This window comes from Burkholderia sp. KBS0801, assembly GCF_005937855.2.
GTDB lineage: Bacteria > Pseudomonadota > Gammaproteobacteria > Burkholderiales > Burkholderiaceae > Burkholderia > Burkholderia ambifaria.
In genome coordinates, this window is the sequence record NZ_CP042177.1 from 1,992,148 (window position 1) to 2,004,944 (window position 12,797).

Consider the following 12,797-nt stretch of genomic DNA (forward strand, 5'->3'; position numbering starts at 1 on the left):
CGTTACGACAGCAGTTCGGAAAACGGAATGAAACGCACGGTCTCGCCCGCGCTGATCGCGTGCTGCGGCGGATTGTCGATCAGGCCATCGCCCCAGACCGTCGACGTCAGCACCGCCGAACTCTGGTTCGGGAACAGGTCGAGGCCGCCGGCCGCGTTGACGCGCGCGCGCAGGAATTCGTTGCGCCGGTCGCCCTTGCTTTGCGAGAAATCCGCCCGCAGCGACAGCGCGCGCGGCGCGACGTCGCGCACGCCGGACAGGCGCAGCAGGAACGGCCGCACAAACAGCAGGAACGTGACGAAGCTCGACACGGGGTTGCCCGGCAGCCCGATGAAGTGCGCGCCGGGACGCTCGTCGCCGCGACGCACCGCGCCAAACGCGAGCGGCTTGCCGGGCTTCATCGCGATCTGCCACAGCGAGAGCCGCCCTTCGGCCTCGACGGCCGGCTTCACGTGATCCTCGTCGCCGACCGATACACCGCCGCTCGTCAGGATCACGTCGTGATCGCGCGCGGCCTCGCGCAGCGTGTCGCGGGTCGCGGCAAGCGAGTCGGGCACGATCCCGTAGTCGGTCACGTGGCAGCCGAGCCGCTCCAGCAGCCCGCGCAGCGTGAAGCGGTTCGAGTTGTAGATCGCGCCGGGCTTCAGCGGCTCGCCCGGCATCGTCAGTTCGTCGCCGGTGAAGAACACCGCGACCCGCGGCCGCCGCGCGACCGACAGCTGCGCGCAGCCAACCGACGCGGCCAGGCCGAGCGCCTGCGGCGTGAACCGCGTGCCGGCCGGCAGGATCACCGAACCCTGGCGGATGTCCGCGCCCTGCGCGGTGATCCATTCGCCGGCCTTCGGCGTATGCAGGATCTCGACCGCGTCGCCGTCGGCCGACGCCTGTTCCTGCATCACGACGGCGTCGGCGCCGGGCGGCACCGTCGCACCGGTGAAGATCCGCGCGGCCGTGCCCGCCGCGAGCGGCGCGGCCGGATGGCCGGCCGGGATCCGCTGCGACACCGGCAGGCGCCGCTCGCCGTGCAGCAGGTCGGCGACCCGCACCGCATAGCCGTCCATCGCGCTCGTATGCATCGGCGGCACGTCGAGCGGCGAGCTCACGTCGGCCGCCAGCACGCGGCCGAGCGCATCGAGCGTCGCGACGGTTTCGGCGCCGGGCAGCGGCTTCGCGGCATCGAGCAGCGCGGCGAGCGCTTCCGCGGTCGACAGCATCGGCGCGCGCGGCGCCACGGAATTCGGGTTCGACATCGGGGGAATCGGGGATCGTTGGAGTCAATACGTCATTGTAGCGACGCCGTCGCGCGCACGTGCGATATGGCGGACATGCGGCAACTGTGATCGGCGCGAACGCGCGGCACTGACACTTGCTTCGCGCGGCCGCCACCAAATGAGACGGCCGGAACCCCGATCCGTGCGACGAATCGGCATTCCGGCCGTCCTGTGCCGCCGAGCCCGGCAGCCCGGCGCTGCGTTACGCGCCCGTATGCGCGGCGATGAAGGCCTTCACCTGTTGCGCGTCGGCCTTCACGACCTCGAAACGCTGCGGCAGCGCCTCGAGCCCGTCGAATGCAGCCGGCCGCTCGGCTTCGCGATCGAGCGCTTCGCGGATCGTCTCGCCGAACTTGATCGGCTGGGCCGTCTCCAGCACGACCATCGGCACGCCCGCGTCGAGATGCTCGCGCGCGACCTTCACGCCGTCGGCCGTGTGCGTATCGATCATCGTGTCGTAGCGCGAGAACACATCGCGGATCGTCGCGATGCGGTCCGTGTGGCTGCTGCGGCCCGACACGAAGCCGAACTCGGCCACGCGCGCGAAATCGCCGCTCGCCGCAAGGTCGAAACCGCCCTTCTCCTCGACGTCGCGGAACAGCTGCATCACGCGTGCCGGATCGCGGCCGAGCAGGTCGAACACGAAGCGTTCGAAGTTCGACGCCTTCGAGATGTCCATGCTCGGGCTGCTCGTGTGATACGTGTTCTCCGCGCTGCGCACGCGATACGCGCCGGTGCGGAAGAATTCGTCGAGCACGTCGTTCTCGTTGGTCGCGACCACGAGCTTCGCGATCGGCAAGCCCATCATCCGCGCGATGTGACCCGCGCAGACGTTGCCGAAGTTGCCCGACGGCACCGTGAACGACACGCGCTCTTCATTGGACTGCGTCGCCGCGAAATAGCCCTTGAAGTAGTACACGACCTGCGCGACGACGCGCGCCCAGTTGATCGAGTTGACCGTGCCGATCTTCTGCTGCGCCTTGAACGCGTGATCGTTCGACACGGCCTTCACGATGTCCTGGCAGTCGTCGAACACGCCTTCGACCGCGAGGTTGAAGATGTTCGGATCCTGCAGGCTGAACATCTGGGCCGTCTGGAACGCGCTCATCTTCTTGTGCGGCGACAGCATGAACACGCGCACGCCGGCCTTGCCGCGCATCGCGTATTCGGCCGCGCTGCCCGTGTCGCCCGACGTCGCGCCGAGAATGTTCAGCGCGTCGCCGTGCTTCGCGAGCGTGTACTCGAACAGGTTGCCGAGCAACTGCATCGCCATGTCCTTGAACGCGAGCGTCGGGCCGTTCGACAGTTCGAGCAGCGACAACGCCGTGCCGTTCTCGGTGCCGAGCGTCTTCAGCGGCGTGATGTCGGACGCGTTCTCGCCATGGCGCGTGTTGCTGTATACGGCGGCCGTATACGTACGGCGCGTGATCGCGCGCAGGTCGTCGGCCGGCACGTCGTCGCAGAACTTCGACAGGATCTCGAATGCGAGATCCGCGTACGGCAGCGCGCGCCAGCGCGCCAGTTCGTCGGCCGACACCTTCGGATACTCGGCCGGCAGGTACAGCCCGCCGTCCTTCGCGAGACCGCCGAGCAGGATGTCGGAGAACGTATGGCGCTCGCCGATGCCGGCGCCGCGCGTGGAGATGTAGTTCATGTCGTTCCTGGTCCTCAGTTCAGCGCTTCCATGCGCAGCTTCGTCACCTTCGAGACCACCGTCGCGAGGCTTTCGATCTGCGCGATCGCCTTGTTGACGTGCTTCTCGAGCGTCTCGTGCGTGATCAGGACGATGTCGGTTTCGCCGTTCGCGTCGTCGACCTGCTCCGATTCCTTCTGCAGCAGCGCGTCGATCGAGATGCCCGTCTCGGCGAGCAGGCGCGTGATGTCCGCGAGCACGCCCGTCTGGTCGGCCACGCGCAGGCGCAGGTAGTAGCCGCTCGTCACTTCGTCGATCGGCAGGATCGGCGTGTTCGACAGGCTGTCCGGCTGGAACGCGAGATGCGGCACGCGATGCTCGGGGTCGGCCGTATGCAGGCGCGTGACGTCGACGAGATCCGCGACGACCGCCGACGCGGTCGGTTCCGCGCCCGCGCCCTTGCCGTAGTACAGCGTCGTGCCGACCGCGTCGCCGTGCACGACGACCGCGTTCATCGCGCCTTCGACGTTCGCGAGCAGGCGCTTCTCGGGAATCAGCGTCGGATGCACGCGCAGCTCGATGCCGTTTTCGGCGCGGCGCGTGATGCCGAGCAGCTTGATCCGGTAGCCGAGCTCTTCCGCGTAGCGGATGTCGGTTGCGTCGAGCTTGCTGATGCCTTCGACGTACGCGCGGTCGAACTGGACCGGCACGCCGAACGCGATCGCGCTCATGATGGTCGCCTTGTGCGCGGCGTCGACACCTTCGATGTCGAAGGTCGGATCGGCTTCCGCGTAGCCGAGCTCCTGCGCGGCCTTCAACGCGGTCGCGAAGTCGAGCCCGCGGTCGCGCATTTCCGACAGGATGTAGTTCGTCGTGCCGTTGATGATGCCCGCGATGTACTGGATGCGGTTCGCGGTCAGGCCTTCGCGCAGCGCCTTGATGATCGGGATGCCGCCGGCCACGGCCGCCTCGAACGCGACCATCACGCCCTTCGCGCGCGCGGCTTCGAAGATCTCGGTGCCGTGCACCGCGAGCAGCGCCTTGTTCGCCGTCACGACGTGCTTGCCGTTCGCGATCGCGCGCAGCACGAGCTCGCGTGCGATGCCCGTGCCGCCGATCATCTCGGCGATGATCGCGATCGACGGATCGTCCACTACCGCGTTGAAATCATCGGTGATCTGCGCGCCGCCGGCGTCACCGCCGAGCGCGGCCTGCGCCTTGGCCGGGTTGCGCACGGCAATGCGCGCGACCTCGATGCCGCGCCCCGCGCGGCGCTTGATTTCTTCCTGATTGCGGTTCAGCACCGTGAAGGTGCCGCTGCCGACGGTGCCGAAGCCCAACAGGCCAACTTTGATCGGTTCCATGCTGCGTGTGGTCGATGAGTAAGAATGAATGATTGAATGCCGGGGGACCCGTCCGCTCAGACGGAATGGCGCTTGCGGTAGCCGTCGAGGAAGCGCGCGATCCGGTTGATCGAATCGGTCAGGTCGTCGAGGTTCGGCAGGAACACCACGCGGAAGTGATCCGGGGCCGCCCAGTTGAAGCCCGTTCCCTGCACGAGCAGCACACGCTCCTCGAGCAACAGGTCGAGGATGAACTGCTGGTCGTTCTGGATCGGATAGAGCTTGGGATCGAGGCGCGGGAACATGTACAGCGCGGCCTGCGGCTTCACGCAGGTCACGCCGGGAATCGACGTGAGCATGTCGTACGCGAGCTCGCGCTGCTTGTACAGGCGCCCGCTCGGCACGATCAGCTCGTTGATGCTCTGATAGCCGCCGAGCGCGGTCTGGATCGCGAACTGGCCGGGCACGTTCGCGCACAGGCGCATCGACGACAGGATCCCGAGGCCTTCCAGGTAATCCTTCGCGCGCCGGCGATTGTCGCCGCCCAGACCCGACACGGCCATCCAGCCCGCGCGGTAGCCGCACGAGCGATAGCTCTTCGACAGGCTGTTGAACGTGACGGTGATCACGTCTTCCGACAGCGAACCGAGCGCGGTGTGCTCCAGCCCGTCGTAGACGATCTTGTCGTAGACCTCGTCGGCGAACACGATCAGCCCGTGCTCCCGCGCGATCCCGAGCAGCTCGAGCAGCAATTCGTCGGAATAAAGGGCGCCCGTCGGGTTGTTCGGGTTGATCACGACGATCGCCTTGGTGTTCGGCGTGATCTTGCGGCGGATGTCGTCCAGGTCGGGCATCCACGCGTTCTGCTCGTCGCACACGTAGTGCACGGGCGTGCCGCCCGACAGGCTCACGGCGGCCGTCCACAGCGGATAGTCGGGTGCCGGCAGCAGCACCTCGTCGCCGTCGTTCAGCAGCGCCTGGGTCGCCATCACGATCAGTTCGGACGCGCCGTTGCCGATGTAGATGTCGTCGAGGCCGACGCCGACCACGCCCTTTTGCTGCGTGTAGTGCATCACGGCCTTGCGGGCCGAGAACACCCCCTTCGAATCCGAATAGCCGGACGACGCCGGCAGGTTGCGGATCATGTCCTGGATGATCTCGTCCGGCGCGTCGAACCCGAACGGCGCGAGGTTGCCGATGTTCAGCTTGATGATGCGGTGGCCTTCTTCCTCGAGGCGCTTCGCGTGCTCGAGCACCGGGCCACGGATGTCGTAGCAGACGTTGAGCAGCTTGTTCGACTTCTGAATCGGTTTCACGACGACACGGTTCCTGGGTTGGCCTTGCGGCCGGGGGGACGGGATCAAAACTGGAGAGCGGACGGTCTGTGCGCGCTGTCTAGACTGGGAAAAAGCGGGCGGTCGGACGGCGCTTGTGACGACGCACGACGCAAGTGGCGCCCGGGGGCGACCAAAAAGTTATAATTTAGCGGATTTTGGCCGACTTTCGCAATGCACCATGGCCGCTGCGGGCCCGCGCCGTCAGGCGTCCCGTGTGCGCCGGCTCGCGAAACCGGCCGCCCGGGCCCCTGCGGCCCGTGCCAGACACTCCCCTACGGAAACCGCGGATTAACGATTTGAAACTGCACCAGGACACGAGCGGCGCGCTCAACACCGTCACCGGCTACGGCCCCGATTATGTCGACGTCAACCTCCAACGCCACGAAGGGAGCGTCATCGTACTGCCCGGCGCACCGGTGCGGGAATGGCCGGTGTCGTCGTTCGACGCACTCGCGCCCGAGCATTTCGCGATGCTGCTCGACCCGGCGCCCGAACTCGTGATCTTCGGCAGCGGCGCGCGGCTGCGCTTCCCGCACCCGCGGCTCGTGGCCGCGCTCACGGCCAAGCGGATCGGCGTCGAGACGATGGATTTCCAGGCCGCCTGCCGCACCTACAACATCCTGATGGCCGAGGGCCGCAAAGTCGCCGCCGCGCTCTTAATTGAACGTTAATCCCCGATGCGGTAAAACACGGGCCGGCGCACCGGGTCGATCCCCGAATCATCACCGGATCGATACCCGGCAGGCCGCCCGCCCCCGGCGCAACCCGCCGGCGGCCCATCACAACAACCAACAGGCTCAACATCCATGAACGATACGCCGTCGAGGCTACCGCTCAATCGCATCACGCTCGCCCTTCTGTTCCTCGCGCTCGCGATCGTCTGGTTCGCGCCGCTCGGGCTGCGGCACCTGATCCCGAGCGACGAAGGCCGCTACGCGGAGATGGCGCGGGAAATGTTCGTCACCGGCGACTGGATCACGCCGCGCTACAACGGCTACAAGTACTTCGAGAAACCGCCGCTGCAGACCTGGCTGAACGCGCTGACGTTCGCATGGTTCGGCATCGGCGAATGGCAGGCGCGCCTCTACACGGGCCTTGCCAGCTTCGCCGGCGTGCTGCTGGTCGGCTTCACCGGCGCGCGCCTGTTCAACCCGCTGTCGGGCTTCCTCGCGGCGGTCGTGCTCGCGTGCTCGCCATACTGGAACCTGATGGGCCACTTCAACGCGCTCGACATGGGGCTCGCGTTCTGGATGGCGCTGTCGCTCTGCTCGCTGCTGCTCGCGCAGCGCCCCGGGCTGCGCGCGGGCGCGGTGCACGGCTGGATGTGGGCGTGCTGGGCCGCGATGGCGTTCGCGGTGCTGTCGAAAGGCCTCGTCGGCGTGATCCTGCCCGGCGCCGTGCTGGTGCTCTATACGCTGGTCGCCCGCGACTGGGCGCTGTGGAAGCGGCTCTATCTGGTGAGCGGCCTCGTGATCTTCTTCGCGATCGTCACGCCGTGGTTCGTGCTCGTCCAGCAGCGCAACCCCGAGTTCTTCAATTTCTTCTTCATCGTCCAGCAGTTCCGCCGCTACCTGACCCCGGAACAGAACCGCCCGGGCCCGCTCTACTACTTCGTGCCGGTGCTGCTGGTCGGCTTCCTGCCGTGGCTGTCGGTCGCGTGGCAGAGCCTCCGCCACGCGCTGCGCATGCCGCGCCAGCCGAACGGCTTCTCCCCGATGCTCGTGCTGCTGATCTGGAGCGCGTTCATCTTCGTGTTCTTCAGCGTGTCGCATTCGAAGCTGATCTCGTATGTGCTGCCGGTCGCGCCGGCGCTCGCGCTGATGATCGGCGCGTACCTGCCGCTGATGACCGCGGAGCGGTTCCGGCGCCACCTGCTCGGCTACCTCGTGTTCTTCGTGGTCGCGGCGTTCGGGATCATCTTCCTCGCGTACCAGGGCGACGCCCGCACGCCGAACGCGCTGTACCGCGCGTTCCAGATGTGGCTGTATGCGGGCCTCGCGGTCGCGGCCGCGCTGACGCTCGCCGCCGCGTGGCTCAATCGCCGCGTGGGCGTCGCGGCCGCGATCGCCGCGTTCGGCGCCGCGTGGCTCGCGTTCGGCACGATCGGCGGCACTGGTCACGACGAGTTCGGCCGCTACAGCTCGGGCGCGCTGCTCGCGCCCACCGTGCGCGCCGAACTGGCGAAGCTGCCGCCCGACACGCCGTTCTACTCGATCGAGATGCTCGATCACACGTTCCCGTTCTATATGGGCCATACGACGATCATGGTCCAGCGCCAGGACGAGCTCGCCTTCGGCATCTCGGTCGAGCCGAACAAATGGATCCCGACCGTCGACCAATGGATCGAACGCTGGAAACAGGAAACCCATGCGCTCGCGATCATGCCGCCCGGCCAGTACGACACGCTGGTCAAGCAACGCGTGCCGATGCGCGTGATCGCGCGCGACAACCGCCGCGTGATCGTCGAGAAACCGCAATCGTAAGGACGTCCACCGCATGAATCCCGTTTCGCTCGTCTGCATCGTCACCGGCGTGATGCTCAACGCCTGTGCGCAACTTCTGCTGAAAGCCGGCGTCAACGCAGTTGGACACTTCGAATTCAGCCGCGCGAACATCATCCCCGTCGGCCTGAAGATCGCGACCCAGTTGCCGATCATCGGCGGCCTCGCCTGCTACGTGCTGAGCGTCGTCGTGTGGATTGTCGGGCTGTCGCGGGTCGACGTGTCGATCGCGTATCCGATGCTGTCGCTCGGCTACGTGGTCAACGCGTTCGCGGCGTGGTACCTGTTCGGCGAAGTGCTGTCGGTCCAGCGGCTCGTCGGGATCGGCATCATCCTGATCGGCGTGCTCGTGCTCGCGCGCAGCTGAGCGTGCCCGGCGGGCCCGGGTGCACCCACGCGCATTAAGCGTCCGCCTACAAAAAATCACGGTACGAATCCGCCAACCGGTGTTTAATGCCGGTTTCGGGCCGGACCGCCCGACCCCTTTATTACACGCCATTACAGGCTAACGTGTTCATGAGCCAGACTACCGCTCCGTTTCTGCCGTTCACCCGCCCCGAGATCGATGAGGAAACCATCCAGGGCGTCGTCGAGGTGCTGCGCTCGGGCTGGATCACCACCGGCCCGCAAAGCCAGAAATTCGAAGCCGCGCTGTCCGAGTATTGCGGCGGCCGTCCGGTCCGCGCGTTCAATTCGGGCACCTGCACGCTCGAGATCGGCCTGCGCATCGCAGGCGTCGGCCCCGGCGACGAGGTGATCACGACGCCGGCGACGTGGGTGTCGACCAGCAACGTGATTCTCGAGACCGGCGCGACGCCCGTGTTCGCCGACATCGACCCGGTCACGCGCAACATCGACCTCGACAAGCTCGAGCAGGCGATCACGCCGCGCACCAAGGCGATCATCCCGGTCTACCTGGCCGGCCTGCCGGTCGACATGGACCGCCTGTACGCGATCGCGCGCGCGCACAGCCTGCGCGTGATCGAGGACGCCGCGCAGGCGCTCGGCTCGACGTGGCAAGGCAAGCGTATCGGCGCGTTCGGCGACATCGTGTCGTTCAGCTTCCACGCGAACAAGAACCTGACGACGATCGAAGGCGGCGCGCTCGTGCTGAACGACGAGGACGAGGCGACGCTCGCGCAGAAGTACCGGCTGCAGGGCATCACGCGCACCGGCCTGGACGGGATGGACTGCGACGTGCTCGGCGGCAAGTACAACCTGACCGACGTCGCCGCGCGCGTCGGCCTCGGCCAGTTGCCGCACCTCGAGCGCTTCACCACGCAGCGCCGCGCGCTCGCGCGCGCGTATTTCGCCGCGCTCGGCGACGGCCCGGCCGTGAAGCTCGGCCTCGGCCTGCCCGTCGCCGATTTCGAGAACAGCAACTGGCACATGTTCCAGGTCACGCTGCCGCTCGAGCGGCTGTCGATCTCGCGCGCCGATTTCATGGCGCAGATGAAGGAACGCGGGATCGGCACGGGCGTCCACTACCCGGCCGTCCATCTTTTCACGCTGTATCGTGCGCGCGGCTTCCAGGAGGGCATGTTCCCCCACGCCGAACGGTACGGCGCGTCGACCGTCACGCTGCCGCTCTTCACGCAGATGACCGAAGACGACGTGCGTCGCGTGGCCGACGCCATCAACCAGATTTGCGATCAATACGGAAAATAAGCGTACATGAATCACCTTGAAGCACGCGCCGGGCATCCGGGCGCCGGGCATCCGGGCGCCGCGAACCCGGAGGTATCGGTCATCATCCCCGTGTACAACGAGGAAGAGGGCCTGGCTGCGCTGTTCGCGCGGCTCTACCCGGCACTCGACGCACTCGGCACGTCGTACGAAGTGATCCTGATCAACGACGGCAGCCGCGACCGCTCGGCCGCGATGCTCGCGGACCAGTTCCACGTGCGTCCCGACACGACGCGCGTCGTGCTGCTCAACGGCAACTACGGTCAGCACATGGCGATCCTCGCCGGCTTCGCGCAGTCGCGCGGCGACATCGTCATCACGCTCGATGCCGACCTGCAGAACCCGCCGGAGGAAATCGGCAAGCTGATCGAGAAGATGCGCGACGGCTACGACTATGTCGGCTCGATCCGCAAGCAGCGTCAGGACAGCCTGTGGCGGCGCAAGGCGTCGCAGATGATGAACCGGCTGCGCGAGCGCATCACGCGGATCAAGATGACCGACCAGGGCTGCATGCTGCGCGCATACAGCCGCCGCATCATCGACACGATCAACGTGTGCGGCGAAGTCAACACGTTCATCCCCGCGCTCGCGTACACGTTCGCGCAGAACCCGACCGAAATCGAGGTCGCGCACGAGGAGCGCTTCGCGGGCGAGTCGAAGTACTCGCTGTACAGCCTGATCCGGCTGAACTTCGACCTCGTGACGGGCTTCTCGGTCGTGCCGCTGCAGTGGCTGTCGTTCATCGGCGTGATCCTGTCGCTCGGCTCCGCCGCGCTGTTCGTGCTGCTGCTCGTGCGCCGCTTCATCGTCGGCGCGGAAGTGCAAGGCGTGTTCACGCTGTTCGCGATCACGTTCTTCCTGCTCGGCGTGATCATCTTCGCGCTCGGCCTGCTCGGCGAATACGTCGGCCGCATCTACCAGCAGGTGCGTGCGCGGCCGCGCTACCTGATCCAGGCCGTGCTCGAACAGCACGACGGGATGCCGGCGGTGCCGGGCATGAACCGCTCGGGGGCCGCGCAATGAAGCCGCGCGCCGTCGTCTTCGCGTATCACAACGTCGGCGTGCGCTGCCTGCAGGTGCTGCTGGCACGCGGTGTCGACGTCGCGCTCGTCGTCACGCACGAGGACAACCCGAACGAGAACATCTGGTTCGGCAGCGTCGCATCGGTTGCCGCCGAGCACGGGATTCCCGTCGCCACGCCGGCCGACCCCGCCGACTCGGCGCTGGGCCGCGCGGTGTCCGACGCGCAGCCGGACTTCATCTTCTCGTTCTATTACCGCCACATGCTGCCGGTGGACCTGCTCGCGATCGCGCCGCGCGGCGCGTACAACATGCACGGTTCGCTGCTGCCGAAATACCGGGGTCGGGTACCGACCAACTGGGCCGTGCTGAACGGCGAAACGGAAACCGGCGCGACGCTGCACGAGATGGCCGCGAAGCCGGACGCCGGCGCGATCATCGGCCAGACCGCGGTGCCGATCCTGCCGGACGACACGGCCGCCCAGGTGTTCGACAAGGTGACGGTGGCCGCCGAGCAGACGCTCTGGCGCGTGCTGCCCGCACTGCTTGCGGGCGAAGCGCCGCACCTGCCGAACGAGCTCGCGAACGGCAGCTACTACGGCGGCCGCAAGCCGGAAGACGGCCGCATCGACTGGTCGAAGCCGGCCGCGCAGGTCTACAACCTGGTGCGCGCGGTCGCGCCCCCGTATCCGGGCGCATTCACCGACATCGGCGACACGCGTTTCGTGATCGCCCGCGCGCGCCTCGCTGCGCCCGGCAGCACCGCCGCCGCGGCGGCGGCAGATTTGCCGCCCGGCCTGCACGTAAGCGATAATGCGCTATTCGGCGTCTGCGGCGACAGTCGCGCCCTATCCATTCTCGAGCTGTGGCAGCAGCGCGACGGCAGCGAAACCGTCGTGACGCCCGCGGAATTCGCGCAGTTCATTCATTCTTCCCGTCATTCATGAAAGCAAAAAAAGTCCTGATCCTGGGTGTGAACGGCTTCATCGGCCATCACCTGTCGAAGCGCATTCTTGAAACCACCGATTGGGAAGTGTTCGGCATGGACATGCAGACCGATCGGCTGGGCGACCTCGTCAACCACGAGCGGATGCATTTCTTCGAAGGCGACATCACGATCAACAAGGAGTGGGTCGAGTATCACGTGAAGAAGTGCGACGTGATCCTGCCGCTCGTGGCGATCGCGACGCCCGCGACCTACGTCAAGCAGCCGCTGCGCGTGTTCGAGCTCGACTTCGAGGCGAACCTGCCGATCGTGCGTTCGGCCGTCAAGTACGGCAAGCACCTCGTGTTCCCGTCGACCTCCGAGGTCTACGGCATGTGCTCGGACGAGCAGTTCGATCCGGACGCATCGGCGCTCACCTACGGCCCGATCAACAAGCCGCGCTGGATCTACGCGTGCTCGAAGCAGCTGATGGACCGCGTGATCTGGGGCTACGGGATGGAAGGCCTGAACTTCACGCTGTTCCGCCCGTTCAACTGGATCGGCCCGGGCCTCGACTCGATCTACACGCCGAAGGAAGGCAGCTCGCGCGTCGTCACGCAGTTCCTCGGCCACATCGTGCGCGGCGAGAACATCAGCCTCGTCGACGGCGGCTCGCAGAAGCGCGCGTTCACCGACATCGACGACGGCATCAGCGCGCTGATGAAGATCATCGACAACAAGAACGGCGTCGCGTCGGGCAAGATCTACAACATCGGGAATCCGAAGAATAACTTCTCGGTTCGCGAGCTCGCGCACAAGATGCTCGAACTGGCCGCCGAATACCCGGAATACGCCGGCTCCGCGAAGCAGGTGCAGCTCGTCGAAACGACGTCGGGCGCCTACTACGGCAACGGCTATCAAGACGTGCAGAACCGCGTGCCGAAGATCGACAACACGATGCAGGAACTCGCATGGGCGCCGCAATCGACGTTCGACGACGCACTGCGCAAGATCTTCGAAGCGTATCGCGGCCATGTCGCCGACGCGCGCGCGCTGGTCGAGCAGCAGAACTGACGGGACG

Annotated in this window: 11 protein-coding genes; 7 read left to right on the top strand and 4 right to left on the bottom strand. The window is 66.6% G+C overall.

Translation table 11 applies throughout. From position 1 onward, the window contains the following. Positions 1-2 precede the first annotated feature (2 nt). From glp to FFI87_RS09450, 4 genes are all read right to left on the bottom strand, one after another. Positions 3-1,250 (bottom strand): gephyrin-like molybdotransferase Glp, encoded by a 1,248-nt coding sequence (glp, locus tag FFI87_RS09435; protein WP_138847592.1) that lies wholly within the window; start codon positions 1,248-1,250, stop codon positions 3-5. A 223-nt stretch (positions 1,251-1,473) separates the two neighbouring features. Beyond that, positions 1,474-2,925: a threonine synthase gene (gene thrC, locus FFI87_RS09440; protein WP_138847591.1), complete on the bottom strand. Its 1,452-nt coding sequence runs from the start codon at positions 2,923-2,925 to the stop codon at positions 1,474-1,476. A 14-nt stretch (positions 2,926-2,939) separates the two neighbouring features. Then, entirely contained in the window at positions 2,940-4,268 is a 1,329-nt protein-coding gene (locus FFI87_RS09445) for a homoserine dehydrogenase (protein WP_012364025.1), read from the bottom strand. 56 nt (positions 4,269-4,324) lie between these two features. Continuing rightward, complete coding sequence (locus FFI87_RS09450) at positions 4,325-5,563, bottom strand: pyridoxal phosphate-dependent aminotransferase (RefSeq protein WP_006754745.1); 1,239 nt, start codon at positions 5,561-5,563, stop codon at positions 4,325-4,327. A gap of 317 nt (positions 5,564-5,880) precedes the next feature. Here FFI87_RS09450 and FFI87_RS09455 point away from each other — a divergent pair, with 317 nt between their 5' ends. From FFI87_RS09455 to FFI87_RS09485, 7 genes are all read left to right on the top strand, one after another. Continuing rightward, the gene (locus FFI87_RS09455) at positions 5,881-6,255 is read left to right on the top strand and encodes an Mth938-like domain-containing protein (protein ID WP_041489817.1); all 375 of its coding nucleotides are present in this window, start codon (positions 5,881-5,883) and stop codon (positions 6,253-6,255) included. A gap of 135 nt (positions 6,256-6,390) precedes the next feature. After that, positions 6,391-8,067: a glycosyltransferase family 39 protein gene (locus FFI87_RS09460; protein WP_138847590.1), complete on the top strand. Its 1,677-nt coding sequence runs from the start codon at positions 6,391-6,393 to the stop codon at positions 8,065-8,067. 13 nt (positions 8,068-8,080) lie between these two features. Next, entirely contained in the window at positions 8,081-8,452 is a 372-nt protein-coding gene (locus FFI87_RS09465) for an SMR family transporter (protein ID WP_011657057.1), read from the top strand. Between the two features lie 149 nt (positions 8,453-8,601). Beyond that, on the top strand, positions 8,602-9,753 hold the full coding sequence (locus FFI87_RS09470; protein WP_138847589.1) for a DegT/DnrJ/EryC1/StrS family aminotransferase: 1,152 nt from the start codon (positions 8,602-8,604) through the stop codon (positions 9,751-9,753). A gap of 6 nt (positions 9,754-9,759) precedes the next feature. Next, positions 9,760-10,794 (top strand): glycosyltransferase, encoded by a 1,035-nt coding sequence (locus FFI87_RS09475; RefSeq protein ID WP_012364029.1) that lies wholly within the window; start codon positions 9,760-9,762, stop codon positions 10,792-10,794. Further along, on the top strand, positions 10,791-11,738 hold the full coding sequence (locus FFI87_RS09480; protein ID WP_138847588.1) for a formyltransferase: 948 nt from the start codon (positions 10,791-10,793) through the stop codon (positions 11,736-11,738). Before FFI87_RS09475 ends, FFI87_RS09480 begins: the two co-directional genes overlap by 4 nt. Then, entirely contained in the window at positions 11,735-12,790 is a 1,056-nt protein-coding gene (locus FFI87_RS09485) for a bifunctional UDP-4-keto-pentose/UDP-xylose synthase (RefSeq protein ID WP_006755950.1), read from the top strand. Before FFI87_RS09480 ends, FFI87_RS09485 begins: the two co-directional genes overlap by 4 nt. The last annotated feature ends 7 nt before the right edge of the window (positions 12,791-12,797 follow it).